Source organism: Sideroxydans sp. (assembly GCF_054604835.1).
Genome location: NZ_JBTSFG010000002.1, coordinates 65,083 through 80,612 on the forward strand (window position 1 = coordinate 65,083; position 15,530 = coordinate 80,612).

Annotated in this window: 15 protein-coding genes; 6 read left to right on the plus strand and 9 right to left on the minus strand. The window is 59.4% G+C overall.

The annotated features are described in order from the left end of the window. Nucleotides 1–24 precede the first annotated feature (24 nt). Nucleotides 25–585, plus strand: coding sequence for a hypothetical protein (locus ACYCZ5_RS03640; RefSeq protein ID WP_461543421.1), 561 nt, complete (start codon nucleotides 25–27; stop codon nucleotides 583–585). Here ACYCZ5_RS03640 and hemB read toward each other — a convergent pair. From hemB to ACYCZ5_RS03685, 9 genes are all read right to left on the minus strand, one after another. Further along, nucleotides 574–1,581, minus strand: a complete 1,008-nt coding sequence (hemB, locus tag ACYCZ5_RS03645; RefSeq protein ID WP_461543422.1) for a porphobilinogen synthase — start codon at nucleotides 1,579–1,581, stop codon at nucleotides 574–576. The two genes, ACYCZ5_RS03640 and hemB, sit on opposite strands and share 12 nt — an antisense overlap. Before the next feature lie 175 nt (nucleotides 1,582–1,756). Then, on the minus strand, nucleotides 1,757–2,350 hold the full coding sequence (gene yihA / locus ACYCZ5_RS03650; RefSeq protein ID WP_461543423.1) for a ribosome biogenesis GTP-binding protein YihA/YsxC: 594 nt from the start codon (nucleotides 2,348–2,350) through the stop codon (nucleotides 1,757–1,759). Continuing rightward, nucleotides 2,350–3,633, minus strand: a complete 1,284-nt coding sequence (hemL, locus tag ACYCZ5_RS03655; RefSeq protein ID WP_461543424.1) for a glutamate-1-semialdehyde 2,1-aminomutase — start codon at nucleotides 3,631–3,633, stop codon at nucleotides 2,350–2,352. The genes yihA and hemL overlap by 1 nt, the downstream gene beginning before the upstream one ends. Then, nucleotides 3,630–4,277 (minus strand): thiamine phosphate synthase, encoded by a 648-nt coding sequence (thiE, locus tag ACYCZ5_RS03660; protein WP_461543425.1) that lies wholly within the window; start codon nucleotides 4,275–4,277, stop codon nucleotides 3,630–3,632. Before thiE ends, hemL begins: the two co-directional genes overlap by 4 nt. After that, complete coding sequence (gene thiD / locus ACYCZ5_RS03665; protein ID WP_461543426.1) at nucleotides 4,249–5,085, minus strand: bifunctional hydroxymethylpyrimidine kinase/phosphomethylpyrimidine kinase; 837 nt, start codon at nucleotides 5,083–5,085, stop codon at nucleotides 4,249–4,251. Before thiD ends, thiE begins: the two co-directional genes overlap by 29 nt. Before the next feature lie 66 nt (nucleotides 5,086–5,151). After that, nucleotides 5,152–5,940 (minus strand): 16S rRNA (adenine(1518)-N(6)/adenine(1519)-N(6))-dimethyltransferase RsmA, encoded by a 789-nt coding sequence (gene rsmA, locus ACYCZ5_RS03670; RefSeq protein ID WP_461543427.1) that lies wholly within the window; start codon nucleotides 5,938–5,940, stop codon nucleotides 5,152–5,154. After that, nucleotides 5,927–6,898 (minus strand): 4-hydroxythreonine-4-phosphate dehydrogenase PdxA, encoded by a 972-nt coding sequence (gene pdxA / locus ACYCZ5_RS03675; protein ID WP_461543428.1) that lies wholly within the window; start codon nucleotides 6,896–6,898, stop codon nucleotides 5,927–5,929. The genes rsmA and pdxA overlap by 14 nt, the downstream gene beginning before the upstream one ends. Before the next feature lies 1 nt (nucleotide 6,899). Then, complete coding sequence (locus tag ACYCZ5_RS03680) at nucleotides 6,900–8,192, minus strand: peptidylprolyl isomerase (RefSeq protein ID WP_461543429.1); 1,293 nt, start codon at nucleotides 8,190–8,192, stop codon at nucleotides 6,900–6,902. 22 nt (nucleotides 8,193–8,214) lie between these two features. Then, the gene (locus ACYCZ5_RS03685; RefSeq protein ID WP_461543430.1) at nucleotides 8,215–10,425 is read right to left on the minus strand and encodes an LPS-assembly protein LptD; all 2,211 of its coding nucleotides are present in this window, start codon (nucleotides 10,423–10,425) and stop codon (nucleotides 8,215–8,217) included. Nucleotides 10,426–10,484: 59 nt separating this feature from the next. On the opposite strand from ACYCZ5_RS03685, the gene ACYCZ5_RS03690 reads away from it, so the two are divergent. The 5 genes from ACYCZ5_RS03690 to ACYCZ5_RS03710 are packed head-to-tail and all read left to right on the plus strand — an operon-like array spanning nucleotide 10,485 to nucleotide 15,528. Next, entirely contained in the window at nucleotides 10,485–11,468 is a 984-nt protein-coding gene (locus ACYCZ5_RS03690) for an aminoglycoside phosphotransferase family protein (protein ID WP_461543431.1), read from the plus strand. 3 nt (nucleotides 11,469–11,471) lie between these two features. Next, complete coding sequence (murU, locus tag ACYCZ5_RS03695; protein ID WP_461543432.1) at nucleotides 11,472–12,185, plus strand: N-acetylmuramate alpha-1-phosphate uridylyltransferase MurU; 714 nt, start codon at nucleotides 11,472–11,474, stop codon at nucleotides 12,183–12,185. Continuing rightward, the gene (locus tag ACYCZ5_RS03700) at nucleotides 12,178–13,482 is read left to right on the plus strand and encodes an aminopeptidase P N-terminal domain-containing protein (RefSeq protein WP_461543433.1); all 1,305 of its coding nucleotides are present in this window, start codon (nucleotides 12,178–12,180) and stop codon (nucleotides 13,480–13,482) included. Before murU ends, ACYCZ5_RS03700 begins: the two co-directional genes overlap by 8 nt. Next, nucleotides 13,475–14,632 (plus strand): FAD-dependent monooxygenase, encoded by a 1,158-nt coding sequence (locus ACYCZ5_RS03705; protein WP_461543434.1) that lies wholly within the window; start codon nucleotides 13,475–13,477, stop codon nucleotides 14,630–14,632. The genes ACYCZ5_RS03700 and ACYCZ5_RS03705 overlap by 8 nt, the downstream gene beginning before the upstream one ends. Continuing rightward, a complete protein-coding gene (locus ACYCZ5_RS03710) occupies nucleotides 14,632–15,528 on the plus strand; it encodes an adenylate/guanylate cyclase domain-containing protein (protein WP_461543435.1) in 897 nt (298 codons plus the stop codon). Before ACYCZ5_RS03705 ends, ACYCZ5_RS03710 begins: the two co-directional genes overlap by 1 nt. The last annotated feature ends 2 nt before the right edge of the window (nucleotides 15,529–15,530 follow it).

Consider the following 15,530-nt stretch of genomic DNA (forward strand, 5'->3'; position numbering starts at 1 on the left):
CCATTGTCACAGCATCGGGATCTGATGCGCGAGCGACTCGCGCATCAGGCAGCTAAACTGATGGCGGATGGCAGCATCACCGACCACGCTTTTGCCAAACGCAAAGCCGCACGTCAGTTCGGTGCCGACGACACGCACCATCTGCCCAGCAATGAAGAGATCGATCTGGCGTTGCAGCAGTATCGCGCGTTGTACCAGCCTGCTGAACATCCAGCCATCCTGCGCAGTCTGCGTCAGGAAGCCCTGAACAATATGCTGCAACTGTCTCAGTTCCAGCCCTACCTGACCGGATCCGTACTGAGCGGTTCAGCTGGCATCAATTCAGACATCAATCTGATGCTCTTTTCGGATGATGCCAAAGCCGTGCTGCTGTTTTTACTCAAGAACAAGATCGAATTCGAGAGTGGCGAATGGCGGCTGCGGATCAGTGGCCACGAAGAGACAGTCCCCAGCTACACATTGACCGCTGAGTCCGGGATCCAGACACACATCGTAGTACTACCGGAAAGCGCACGCTTCAGTGGCAGTCGCCACCCCAAAACGCATGCCGACGTCGCGGCAGTCGAAGCGCTACTAGCCGTCTGACTTCAGCCAGCGCGCCGCATCCAGCGCAAAGTACGTCAGAATGCCGTCCGCCCCCGCACGCTTGAACGCCAGCAATGCTTCCAGCACACAAGCCTCCTCATTGAGCCAGCCGTTCTGGGCCGCTGCTTTCAGCATCGCGTACTCGCCGCTCACCTGATAGACGAAGGTCGGTGCTTTGTATTCATCCTTCACGCGGCGCACGATATCGAGATAGGGCATGCCGGGTTTGACCATCACCATGTCCGCACCTTCCTGCAAATCGAGGCCGACTTCCCACAGCGCCTCGTCTGAATTGGCCGGATCCATCTGGTAAGTGTATTTGTTGCTCTTGCCCAGATTGCCGCTGGAACCCACTGCATCGCGGAACGGACCATAGAAGCTGGAGGCATATTTGGCGGAGTAAGCCATGATGCGGGTGTGGATGTGCTTGTGCTCATCCAGCGCGGCGCGTATCGCACCGATGCGGCCGTCCATCATGTCAGAAGGCGCAACGATGTCGGCCCCTGCCGCCGCATGGGTCTGCGCCTGCCGCGTCAGCACTGCGATGGTCTCGTCGTTGAGCACATAACCGCTGTCGTCGATCAGGCCATCCTGACCGTGACTGGTGTAGGGATCCAGTGCGACGTCGGTCATCACGCCCAGATCCGGGAAGTTCTTCTTCAGCTCGGCTACCACGCGCGGCACCAATCCGTCCGGATTGTAGGCCTCTTCTGCACCCAAGCTCTTTTTCACAGCATCGATTACCGGGAAGATCGCCATCACCGGCACGCCCAACTTCATGCATTGCTCGGCATCCTTGAGGAGCAGATCCAGCGTCTTGCGCTGCACGCCCGGCATGGACTTCACATCCTCGGTCTTGTTGCTACCTTCCAGCACAAACACCGGATAGATGAAATCCGCCGGTGTGAGTACATGCTCGCGCATCAGGTCCCGCGAAAATTGGTCCCGACGCATGCGGCGCATTCTGGATTGAGGATACTTCCCGAGTATTTGCATGGCTATTCCCGATAATTTTAGTGGTGTAATGGAACTATTTTCGCATAGCTCCGTCAGAGCAGGCGAGTAGCGAGAGCTGCTTCCCGTTTCTCCTCCCTGAGCGGGCGTCTTTACCCTGTAAAGACCTTCTGCCCCTGAATCTTTCCCCTTTGGTTCAGGGGCATTTTTTTGCCTGTCAGTCTTGCAGCCAACCCGCGATCACGGCTTCCGCTTCCTCAGTGCCCGTCTTTTTCAGACTGGAAAACAGCTGTACCGTACATTGCGGAAAGTGTTCGGCCAGAAATTCCTTCACCTCGCGCAGTGTCTTGGTCGCCTCTTGGCGGCTCAATTTATCGGACTTGGTCAGCAAAATATGGATCGGCTTCCCCGTCGGCGCGAACCAGTCCAGCATCCCTTGGTCCCGCTCTGTCAGTGGATGCCGGGAATCCATGATCACTACCAGTCCGGCCAGTTCTGAGCGTGTTTGCAAGTACTGACCTAACAGATGTTCCCAATGCGCCTGGATATCCGAGGGGACTTTGGCATAGCCGTATCCGGGCAGGTCGACCAGGAAACGGTTGTCGCCGAGGTCGAAATAATTGAGATGCTGGGTGCGTCCGGGCGTCTTGCTGGTATAGGCCAGACGCACATGGTTTGCCAGCGTATTGATCGCGCTGGACTTGCCAGCATTGGAACGTCCGACGAACGCGACTTCCTTGCCGCCATGCAGCGGCAGGTCTTTCATATGGTTGACGGTGGTGAAGAACACCGCCCGGGAGAAGAGTCCCATTATTTCCAAGCCGCGAAAACTTTGTCTGCAGCAGCGATGGTCGCCGCGATATCGGCATCGCTATGCGCTGCCGACACAAAACCCGCCTCGAACGCCGACGGTGCGAGGTACACGCCCTCTGCCAGCATCGCGTGGAAGAAACGGTTGAATGCCGCCTTGTCGCTGGCCATCACCTCGGTATAAGAAGTCGGTGCCTTTTCGCTGAAATACAGACCGAACATGCTACCGATGGACTGCGCGCTGAACGGGATGCCGTGCTTCTTGGCGCTGGCTGCGATGCCCTCGGTCATGTCCTTGGCGATCTTCGTCAAATGTTCGTAGAAGCCGGGAGCCTGCACCAGTTTCAACGTGGTCAAACCGGCGGCAACGGCCACCGGATTGCCGGACAGCGTACCCGCCTGATACACCGCGCCCAGCGGGGCGAGGCATTCCATGATATCGCGGCGGCCGCCGAACGCGGCCGCGGGCAGGCCGCCGCCCATCACCTTGCCCAGCGTGATCAGGTCCGGCTTGATACCGAAATGTCCATGCGCGCCCTGCAGACCGACGCGGAAGCCGGACATCACTTCGTCCAGAATCAGCACGGCGCCATGCTTGGTGCACAAACTGCGCATCGCATCGAGGAACTCGCGCTTGGGCAGGATCAGGTTCATGTTGCCGGCGACCGGCTCGACAATCACTGCGGCGATCTCGTCGCCGTATTCGGCGAAGGCCTTCTCCAGACCGGCCGCATCGTTGTAGTCCAGCACGGTAGTCAGCGCGGCGATTTCGGCGGGTACGCCGGAAGAGCTCGGCTGGCCGAAGGTCAGCGCACCCGAACCGGCCTTGACCAGCAGGCCGTCAGAATGGCCGTGGTAGCAACCTTCGAATTTGATGATGCGGCTGCGGCCGGTGAAACCGCGCGCCAGACGGATCGCCGTCATCGTCGCTTCGGTGCCGGAACTGACCAGACGCACCATCTCAAGCGACGGCAGGATCTTGCACAGCAGCTCTGCGATCTCCAGTTCGCTGGCAGTCGGCGCACCGAAACCCAGCCCTTCGGCAGCCGCATCCTGCACCGCCTTCACAACTTCCGGATGGCAATGACCGACAATCATCGGCCCCCAGGAATTCACGTAATCGATGTAACGCTTGTCGTCCGCATCCCACACATACGCACCCTTGCCGCGCTTGAAGAAAAGCGGCGTGCCGCCGACCGATTTGAATGCGCGCACCGGCGAGTTCACGCCACCGGGGATGATTTTCTGGGACTCGTCGAACAGTTCCTGGTTATGCGAAGTCATGCTGGATTACCTTGCTCAAATAATTGGGAGAATTCTTTTGCTGCTTGTTCGATATTCGACGCCTGCCACAGCGCCGAGATCACAGCCAGCGCATCCGCGCCTGCCGTGACCAGTTGCTTGCCGTTTTCAACCGTGATGCCGCCTATCGCGACGATGGGCACTTTCAGCTCGCGACGCGCGCTTTGCAACATGGCAACTTCGGCCGCTACCGCCCCCGGTTTCACACTCGACGGGAAGAACGCACCGAACGCCACATAGTCTGCACCTTGCCGCACAGCTTCGACCGCCAGCGGCGCGCGATTATAGCAAGAGGCGCCAATCAAGCTGCCGCACCCCAAAACTGCCCGCACGGCGGCAATATCGCCATCTTCCGCGCCCAGGTGCACACCATCGGCGGACACTTGAAAAGCCAGCTGCACATCGTCATTGACGATGAAAATCGCGCCGAATTCTCGCGTCATTTCGCGCAGGGCCGCAGCCTGTTCCAGCCGCAAGGGTGCATCGGCAAGCTTGTTTCGATATTGCAGGATGCCCGCACCACCACGCAAAGCCTGTGCCACTTGTTGTAACAGTTTCGGCGTATCCAGCTCGTCCGGGGTTATGGCATACAAGCCTTTAATGACGCGTCTCCTCGCCTGCGTCATCTTCGTCTCGCGCCCAGAACAAACGATCCGGGATGTGCTGCCCCATGCCGGGACGGAAGCCGTACTTCAGCGCTTCCCAGGTGTATTCCTGCGCCTCGCGCACGGCATCTTCCATGCTCAAGCCGTTGGCGAGCAAAGCGGCGATGGCCGAGGCCAGCGTGCAGCCGGAACCATGATAGATGCCCGGCAGGCGCGGCCAATCATCACTGCGCAACAGCCCGCGCTCACCATACAGGGTGTTCACTACCTTGGGCGTGTGTTCATGCGTACCGGTGATCAGCACATATTCGCAGCCCATCCCCAGGATACGCTTGGCGCATTCGGACAGGCTCGGATCATCGTATTCATTGTCATCGTCTATCACCAAACGGCGCGCTTCCATGCTATTGGGTGTAAGGATCGTTGTCTGCGGCAACAGCAGTTCACGCAGCGCATCCAGCATGTCCTCATTGGCCAGCTCATCGCCGCGCCCGGAGGCCAGCACCGGATCGAACACCAGCGGGATATCGGGATAATCGGAGATGACTTCGGCAATTGCCGCGATGTTGTCGACACTGCCCAGTAATCCGATCTTGAAAGCCGCGACCGGCATGTCTTCCAGCAGCGTGCGCGCTTGGTCGATCACCAGATCGGCGTCCACCGGCTGTATCTCCTCCACCCCGCTGGTGTCCTGCACCGTGATGCCGGTGATCACCGACAAAGGATGGCAGCCCATGCTGGCGATGGTCAGGATGTCGGCCTGCATCCCCGCGCCGCCGCTGGGATCGCTGGCAGCAAAGGTCAATACGATAGGTGGAATGTCGGACATGAAGAAGCGCCGTCTGGTGGTGATGAATGAGGTGCGATTCTACCCGAAAGGCAGCTGTTCAGCGGCTCAAGGGGAAGGAACGGCGCGCGCGCAGAGGAAATTGGCGATGCGCGTATATTCCGCCACGCTCAGGTTCTCGGCCCGCAGCTGGGGGTTGATGTCCAGTTGGGCGAAGTCGCTTTCCGCAAGAAAATCCCTGAGCGTATTACGCAGCGTCTTGCGGCGCTGGCCGAAAGCAGAAGCCACGACCTTGGCGTACAAGGCTTCGTCCTTGACTGCGATCTGCTGCGCGGGCATCGGGATCATGCGCACGATGGCCGAATCCACCTTGGGCGCTGGGCGGAACGACTGCGGCGGCACATCCAGCAACTTCTCCATATGGAAGCGGTACTGCAGCATCACCGACAAACGCCCATAGGCCGCAGTGGAAGGCTCCGCCACCATGCGTTCCACCACCTCATTCTGCAGCATGAAGTGCATATCCGTGATGCTTTCGGCATATTTGGCGAAATGAAAAAGCAATGGCGAAGAGATGTTGTACGGCAGGTTGCCGACGATGCGCAGCGGCGCGCCCAGCGTGGCGAAGTCGAACTTCAGCGCATCGCCCTCGTGGATGACGATCTTGTCCTGCGGATAGTCGGTCTTCAAGCGCGCGATGATGTCGCGGTCGATCTCGACCACATGCAAGGTGTTCAGCGTCTTCAGCAGCGGCCGCGTCAGCGCACCCAAACCTGGGCCTATCTCCACCATGTTGTCGTCCGGCACCGGGCGGATGCAACGCACGATGTCGGCGATGATATTTTGATCAATGAGGAAATTCTGTCCAAAGGACTTCTTTGCTTTATGTCCGTTCATGTTGTGCCATTTCCCTTGCAACCTTGATCGCTTCCAGCAGACTTCCAACTTGAGCCTTGCCTGTTCCCGCCAGCTCCAGCGCCGTGCCATGATCGACCGAAGTGCGGATGATGGGCATGCCCAATGTGATATTCACGCCCTCGCCGAAGCTGGCATGCTTGAGCACCGGCAGACCCTGATCGTGATACATCGCCAGCACGGCGTCGCACTCGCGCAGACGATGTGCGGCGAACAACGTGTCGGCCGGCAGCGGCGGGCTCAGATCCATCCCTTCAGCACGCAGTTTGTCCAATACCGGGATGATCACCTCGATCTCTTCGCGACCCAGGTGGCCGCCTTCGCCTGCATGCGGATTCAAGCCTGCCACCAGGATGCGCGGTTGCGCGATACCGAACCTGTTTTGCAGATCGCGGTACAAGATGCGCAGGATTCTTTCCAGCAAGTCGGACGTGATCGCGTCCGCCACTTCGCGCAAAGGCAGATGGGTCGTGGCCAGCGCCACGCGCATGCCGCCGCCGGCGAGCATCATCACCACCAAAGGCGTCTTTGTTTGTTCAGCGAGGAATTCAGTGTGCCCAGTGAAAGGGATGCCGGCATCATTGATGACACCTTTATGAACTGGGGCGGTGACCATGCCGGAGAACTCGCCGGACAGACAGCCCTGTGCCGCGCGGCTCAACATCTCCAGCACGTAGGATGCGTTCGCGCTGTCGAGTTGACCCGCTGTAACGGGACTCGCAAGTGGCACATGCAGCACACTCAGCTTGCCACTCGCTAACGGTTCGGCGGAGGAATATTCATGAAGCTCCACCTTGATGCCGAGCTGCTCAGCGCGACGCTGTAGCAACGCTTTATCTGCGACCACTACCAGCGGCTGGGTTGCCTGTACGAGTTGCAGGCAAAGATCTGGGCCGATGCCTGCCGGTTCGCCGCTGGTGATGACGAGGGGTGCGCCCACCTTATTCGCGATATTCGATGAATGCGCGGTCGCGCAACTGGCGCAGCCAATCCTGATAAGCGTCATCCGATTTGTATGTGCGGATGGCCTGACGCGCCTGCTGTTTCTTCTGCTCGGCGCTGATGTCGGTGTTCCTGCGTTCCAGAACCTGGATCAGGTGCCAGCCGAAGCCGGATTGCACCAGTCCGCTGACTTGGCCGACTTTGAGCGCGTCCATCGCCTGCTCGAATTGCGGCACGGTCTCTCCTGGCGATATCCAATTCAGATCGCCGCCCTGGGCCGCACTACCGTCTTCGGAATGCAGACGCGCCTGCTCGGCGAAATCCGCGCCCTTGTCGACAAGGCGTTTGATCTCCTGCAAGCGCGCTTTCGCTTCGTTCTCCGGCACCAGTTCGCTGGTCTTGATCAGGATATGGCGCGCATGCGTCTGGGTGATGAACACCGGCGTATCCGAGCTGCGACGCTCCAGCAGCTTGATGATGTGAAATCCTGCAGGACTACGCAACAAGGGGCTGAGTTCGCCCGGCTTCATTTCCGCCAGCGGCCCGCTGAACAACGCAGGTAACTGGTTGGCCGGACGCCAACCCAGCTCACCACCCTGCAAGGCATCCCCTGCATCAGAATATCCCGCAGCCACTTGCGAAAAGGGCGCGCCGCTTTGCAGTTTGGCGAGCGCCTCTTCGGCCTTGCGCTGGTAATTGCGGATGCTGGTTGCGGTCGCCTGCTCCGGCACCACGACCAATATATGGGCCAGTTTCAGCTCTTCACCTTTGTTGCCTTGTGTCTCCTGTGTGGCCAGGAATGCTTCGATGTCGGCCTCGCTGATGACCAACTTGCTATCCACTTCGCGCTCGCGCAAACGACCGGTGAGCATCTCGCCGCGGATCTCTTCCCGGAACTTGGCAAAATCCACCCCTTCTTTTTCCAGCTTGGCGCGGAAAGCGGACAGCGACGGAAATTTGTTCTGCATGGCGATACGCTGCAACGCGCCTTCCAGCTGCACATCGTCCACCTGTACGCCCGTCTCCTTGGCGAACTGCTTCTGCAGTTTCTCCATGATCATGCGCTCCAGCACCTGCTTCTCGAGAATGGCTCTGTCCGGCAGTCGGGTGCCCTGCCGCTGCAGTTGGCTAATGACCACCTGCATGCGCTGGTCAAGCTCCAGACGCGTGATCACCTCTTCATTCACGACGACTCGAATGTCATCGATAAGCTTGGCGCTCTGGGCAAGCTCAGCCACAGCAACAGGGCTGGCAAGCAGCAACAGCGTGAGCGCGATTCGGATCTTCAGCATGTGTTTCTTTCGTAAAAGGGAATCAATGCAAGCCTTGCTCCGGCTTGTCGGATGGTAATTCGTTCAGCTTGATATAGCCGGGAACGCTGATACGCAGTGCCTCCAGCGGGTCGGAACCGACGCGGATCAGGTCGCTCAATTCGAGCTGGGCAAAGATGCCGGTGGTCCGCTCCGCCGTGGCAGTCGCAAAACTTTGCAGCACCACCCTCGCCGACCAGCACGCGGCATTATACTCAAGCCCGCCCAGCGCCTCCAGAACACGGTCGTCGAGCAATGAATAGTTCATGCGCCCCACGCCATACCAGCGTCCGAACAAAGGCCACTGACCCGAAATATCCATCTGGCGCAATGAATCGCGGGTATAGCGATAGCCGAGGTTCAGCAGCTTGCCTGGTTCGGGAATGTAGCGTGCCGCGGCACTATAGGTTTGCGTATGGCTCAGGTTCGGGTTGTACTGCAACTGGCTGTCCAAAGTCCAGGTTCGCGTCATCCTGCCGCCCAGCATCAATAGTATGTCCGAACGGCTGTTGCTATCCGCCGGACTACCAAGATTCACTTGCGGTGTTTCGAATGTGAAACGCTCCGCCACCGCCACGCGCAAACGCTCGGTTCCATCATCCCCGTCGATCACTCGCGTGGTCAGTGCCAAAGTGATCATGTCTGCATCGCCCACACGGTCACTGCCGAGGAAGCGGTTCTCGGTGAATATCTGACTGAAACTGAAGGGTGCCAGTGCGGTGTCGAAATTGGGCAATCGCGACTGGTCTCGATAGGGGATTCGCACATAGAACGCGCGCGGCTCCAGCGTCTGCATATAGGCATTCCCCAGGAACGAGTCGTTGCGCTCAAATATCAGCCCGCTATCCAGACTGAAGATCGGTAAAGAACGTTGCGTGTTCGGAACGTTGCTCGTGTTATTGGCATCCAGCACATAGCTGCTGTAGTGCAAGCCCAGCTTTGGCGTCAAGAAATAGCCGGGCTCGCTAAGCAGTGGATAGCTGATCGAGGGATTGAGCACCAAGCGCTGTCCGTTCACCAAGCTCGGATGACGGTAGTCCACATATTCACTCGTGAAATTCAGCGTGCTTTTCGCAACCTGGCGGCTCGTACTCAAAGTCAGTTGCGGTTGGCGCCGATACGGTATCGCCACCGGTGCCAACGGATCCTGCAAAGTCTGGTAGCGCTGCACCCTGGCCGATGCGTTCCAGCCGTATCCCGCGTAAGACACGACGCCTTCGCGCAACAAGTTGGCTTGCGACGTGCCGCTGATCGCGCCCGCCAGATCGCGGTAATAGGCATCGTCGGACACCACATTCGCATCCACCGAGGCTGCGAAGCCACTGCCCAGATCGTGCTGATGTGTGACCCCATAATGGGAACGATCAAGATTGCTCACCTTGTCACCGGGGAGCACATCGGCACGGATCTCGCCGCGGTAACGCGGCTGCAGATAGCGGAACTCGTTATTGAAATGCGTGCCGCGCTTGCTGATATATCGCGGTGAGAAAGTCGCATCGAAATTGGGTGCGATATTCCAGAAATAGGGCAGCGTGATCTCGCTGCCACCAGAACTGGTACTGCCGAAAACAGGCCCCAGAAATCCTGAACGCTTGTCATCGTTCAGCGCGAAATCCATCCACGGGGTGTAAAGAAAGGGCACGCTCTTGAATTCGACTCTGGCGTTGTATGCGACGCCGACCTGTCTGTCGCGGTCGAGTTCCAGCGTGCTCATGCGGATCAGCCAATCGTCATTCCCGGCAGGGCAGGTCGTGTAAACGGCGGAGCGGAAGGTCTGGTGGTTACGGCCTTCCATATTCAACAACGCTGCGGTGCCGCGGGCATCGTTCTCACCGATGAAGAACTCCGGCTGCGCCATCTCGCCGACATCAAGATCAAGGTTCATCTTCAGTTTGGGGCCGCTCATCACCGTTTCACCCTGCACGATGCTCACGTTCCCGTCGGCGTACACATTCTGCTTCTCCTGTTCATAGAGCAGGTGATCGGCCTTCACGACGCGGCCCTCCTGGCGCAGCTCCACCTTGCCGCTGGCTTCCATTTGGTTGCCCTGCCGCGCTTCAATACGCTCCGCGCTGATGAATGCCACGCCCGGCTCATCCTGCGCAGGCAGTCGTTTGAAAGTGCGATCCAATTTGAGCGGCAAGGTCTCGGCGACCGCCGGACAGGTCAGGGTGAACAACAAGGAAAGTGCGAACAGGCGCGAACGGAAAAGCATGGGCGGGTCGGTCAAATTAAGGTGCTAAAATCGCACAAAACCCTCATTAAGGCAATCAAATGCAGCGTCAACAACAGCTTACCGACTGGCTTTCCAGTCTTTTCCCCTCACAACCTTTCACCCTCGCACCCGCCTCCGCCGACGCCAGCTTCCGCCGCTACTTCCGTGCTACCTTTGGCGATGGCTCGACCAGAGTGGTGATGGATGCCCCGCCACAGCATGAGAACTGCGAACCGTTCCTGCACATCGGCAAGCTGTTCGAGCAGGCCGGCACCCATGTTCCTCATGTGTATGCGCAAGACCTGGCACAGGGTTTCCTGTTGTTGTCCGACCTCGGCAACACTACCTACCTGCAAGCTTTGCAGACTGAAAGTCCCAAGCAACTTTACGCTGCGGCAACCGATGCCCTGATCAAGATACAACTCGCCTCGAAGCCGGACGAGCTGCCACCCTACGACCAAGCGCTGCTTCGTCGCGAGCTCGACCTGTTTCCCGAGTGGTACATCGGCAAACATCTGGGTGTGACGCTCAACGACAAGCAAAAGGCCAAACTGGAGGAAGTGTTCCAGCGCATCCTCGCCAACAACCTTGCACAGCCCTGCGTCTATGTGCACCGCGACTACCATTCGCGCAACCTGATGTTCTCCGAGCCGAATCCGGGAATATTGGATTTCCAGGACGCCGTGTACGGCCCCATCACCTATGACCTCGCCTCGCTGTTCAAGGATGCCTATGTCAAATGGGAGGAGGCGGACATCATCGACTGGCTGATCCAGTACTGGGAAAAGGCGCGCAAGGCAGGATTGCCGGTGCGCGAGGACTTCGGTGACTTCTACCGCGACTACGAGATGATGGGCGTGCAACGTCACATCAAGGTGCTGGGTATCTTCGCCCGCCTTTATCACCGCGACGGCAAAGACGGCTACCTGAAGGACATGCCGCTGGTGATGGAATACCTGCACAAAGCCTGCGAACGCTACATCGACCTCAAACCGCTGCTGAACATCCTGCTCGAACTCAATATGCAGGTCGAGAAGGCCTGATCCATGCGTGCCATGATCCTGGCTGCCGGTCGCGGCGAGCGCATGCGCCCGCTCACCGACCACACCCCCAAGCCGCTGCTGCAGGCGGGCGGCAAACCGCTCATCGTGTGGCACATCGAGCGGTTGGTAAGCGCGGGCATCACCGATCTGGTCATCAACCACGCCCATCTCGGCAAACAGATCGAGCAGGCGCTGGGCGACGGTTCGCAATTCGGCGCACACATCGCATATTCGGATGAAGGTAGCGCGCTGGAAACGGCGGGCGGCATCGCGTTCGCCCTGCCTCTGCTAGGCGACGGCCCGTTCGCCGTGGTCAACGGCGACATCTGGTGCGATTACGACTTCGGCGCGCTGCCCGCCCGTGCCGCCGCACTTTCCGCCAGCGGCGACATGGCGCATCTGGTGCTGGTGGATAACCCCGGGCACAACCCCAAGGGTGACTTCTTTCTCCATGAAGGCCGCCTGACAGGCTCGGCAATAGGCACTCAGCACTCTGCCCTGACCTTCTCCGGTATCGGCCTGTACCAACCCGCCCTGTTCGCCAACATCCCACGCGGCAGCACAGCTCCGCTGGCACCGCTGCTGCGCGAGCAGATCGCGCTGAACAGGATAAGCGGCGAACATCATCGCGGTCTGTGGATGGACATCGGCACCCCGCAACGGCTGGATGAACTCGACAAGCAATTGCATGCGTCGCAGAATGCGGGCCATGCCTGATCTCGCCCATTTCCAGCAACGTCGCCGCCGCCTTTCCGAAAGGATGGGACAGGGTATCGCCGTCATTCCGACCGCGCCCGAAGTCGCGCGCAATGCCGATGCACACTATGACTACCGCCACGACAGCCACTTCTATTACCTCAGTGGCTTTGCCGAGCCGGAAGCGGTACTGGTGCTGATCGCCGGCAAGGCGATGCAGTCCATCCTGTTCTGTCGCGAGAAGAATCCAGAACGCGAGATCTGGGACGGTTTCCGTTACGGCCCGGATGCCGCCGCCGAACATTTCGGTTTCGATGCCGCCTACCCCATCGCGCAACTGGATGAGAAGCTGGCCGAGCTGATGGCCGACCAAGCGACCCTGTTTTACCCGATGGGCGCGAGCAGCGATTGGGACGCGCGCCTGCTCAAAGTGCGTGAAGATGTCAAAGCAAAGGCTCGTAGCGGCATCCAGGCACCGTCCCATCTGCGCGACGTGCAGGAGTTGTTGAACGAGATGCGCCTGATCAAGGACTACCTCGAACAGGGCATCATGCGCACCGCCGCCACCATCTCCTGCGAGGCCCACCGCCGCGCCATGCGCTTCACGCGACCCGGCCAGTTTGAATACGAGGTGGAAGCCGAACTGTTGCACGAATTCTGCAGTCATGGCGCCCGTCATCCGGCTTACACCAGCATCGTCGCCGGCGGTGCCAATGCCTGCACCCTGCATTACGTGGGCAACGATGCGCGCTTGAACGATGGCGAACTGCTGCTGATCGACGCGGGTTGCGAACTGGGCGGTTACGCATCCGACATCACGCGTACTTTCCCCGTCAACGGCAAGTTCTCCCCCGCGCAAAAGGATGTGTATCAGATCGTGCTCGCCTCGCAAGAGGCTGCCATCTCTGCCGCGCGCCCCGGCAATACGTGGGATGCGCCACATCAGGCGGCGTTACGCGTGCTGTCACAAGGTTTCATCGACCTCAAGCTCTGTCAGGGTTCGGTGGAATCAGTTCTCGAGAGCGAATGCTACAAACAGTTCTATATGCACCGCACCGGCCACTGGCTGGGCATGGACGTGCATGATGTCGGCGAATACAAACTCGACGGGAATTGGCGTCCGCTGCAAAGCGGCATGACGCTGACGGTCGAGCCCGGCTGCTACATCCGCCCCGCCGACAATGTGCCGCAGGAACTGTGGAACATCGGCATTCGCATAGAGGACGATGTATTGATTACGCCGGACGGCAACGAGGTACTGACCCAGCAAGCGCCCAAGACTGTAGAACAGATTGAGGAGGAGATGCGCCATGAATGAGCATTACGATGTCGCCATCATCGGCGGCGGTCCGGTCGGCATCGCGCTGGCACTGGCCTTGCGCGACAACGACCTCAAAGTGGCATTGCTTGAAGAACGTGAATCGGAGATCAATACCACCGACCCGCGCGCGCTGGCACTTTCCTATGGTTCGCGCCTGTTGCTGCAAAGACTGGGCGCATGGCAGACACTGCAGAACGTCAGCGGCATCAAGGTGATCGAAGTCACGCAGAAGGACAGCTCCGGCCATACAACTTTGCGTGCCGATGATCTGAACGTGCCGGACATGGGTTATGTGCTGCCCTACACCGCGCTGCATGCGGCCCTGCAACAGGCATTGCATCAGTCCGATGTCGATTGTCTGTATGGCGCTGCCGTCAGCGACCTGTCCGCTAGCCGAGAACAGTCGACCATCCTCTACCAACACAAAGGCGCTCAACACACGCTCACTGCAAAACTCGCCGTGGTCGCCGACGGCGGCAAACTGCTGGAAGCCAAGCACCCGCCACAGATCACCGACTACGGACAGAGCGGCATCATCGCGCACCTTACCACCGACTGCCCTGACAATGGTGTCGCCTTCGAGCGTTTCACCGCGCAGGGCCCGATGGCACTACTGCCCTACATGGACGGTTACGAACTGGTACTGACTGCCGCGCACGAACAAGTACAGACCATGCTGGGCTGGGACGACGCCACCTTCCTGCAATACCTGCAAGGCCACTTCGGCGACCGCGTCGGCAACTTCACCGCCATTGGAAAGCGTAGCAGTTACCCCTTGCGCCTGAAGCGCGCGCCCGACATCACCTTCCCGCATACCGTGCTGATCGGCAATGCCGCGCAGACACTGCATCCAGTTGCGGGTCAGGGCTTCAACATGGGCATTCGCGACGCATGGGAACTGGCGCAGACCATCCTCGACCATGCACCCGACGGCATCGGCTCCGCCGCCATGTGCACCGAGTATCGCAAATCACGCCGCATCGACCGCAACGCTGGCATACGCTTCACCGACGGGCTGGTGCGTCTGTTCTCCAACGACCTGCCGCTGCTGGGCCCCATGCGCTCTGCCGCACTCAACCTGCTCGACCACATTCCGCCCGCCAAGAAGTTCGTGGCCAGACGCATGATGTTCGGTGCCAACGGCTGATGAGCAGCCAGCAGCTGCCGCTCGCCATTCTGTTCGCCGATATCAGCGGCAGTACCGCGCTGTATGACAAACTGGGTAACGAAGTCGCGCTGCACATGGTCACCCGCACGCTGACCATCCTCACCCGGGTAGCGCTCGAACATCAGGGCAAGCTGATCAAGACCATAGGCGATGAGGTCATGTGCTCCTTCCCGGATGCCGTGAGCGCCGTCGATGCCGCCCGTGCCATGCAACTGGAAGTCGAACACCAGCGCCCCGGCGGCGACCATCCCATCTATGTCCGCATCGGCCTGCACTACGGCGAGGTCCTGCTGGAACGCAACGATGCTTTCGGCGACACCGTCAATCTGGCGGCACGCATCACCGCCATCACCCGCGCGCGCCAGATACTCACTTCACAGGCCGTGATAGTTGAACTCCCGGACAAACTGCTCAAATACACGCGCCCCTTGCAGCGCACGGCGTTCCGCGGCAAGCAGGAATCGTTCGATGTGTTTCAAGTGTTGTGGGAACAGGAAGACACGACCAGCACACGCATCGGCACTCAGTCGTACCGTAAACCCGCACTGTCCCGCAACGAATTGATGCTGCGCTACGAGACCAATGTGTGCACCCTCGGCGAGCAGCGCCGCAGCGCCATACTGGGCCGCTCGGAGGATTCGGATCTGGTGATACTCGACAACCTCGCCTCGCGCCAGCACGCCCGTATAGAATTCAATTTCGGCAAGTTCCTGCTCACCGACCACAGCGCGAACGGCACTTTCGTGCGCTTCAGCGACGGTCAGGTGATCGAGCTGAACCACCAGCAGATCGTGCTGCACGGCGCTGGTGCCATCAGTCTGGGACGGAATTTCGAAGAGGCCGGCGGGGATGTGATCGAGTATCTGGTGCAGTAGGC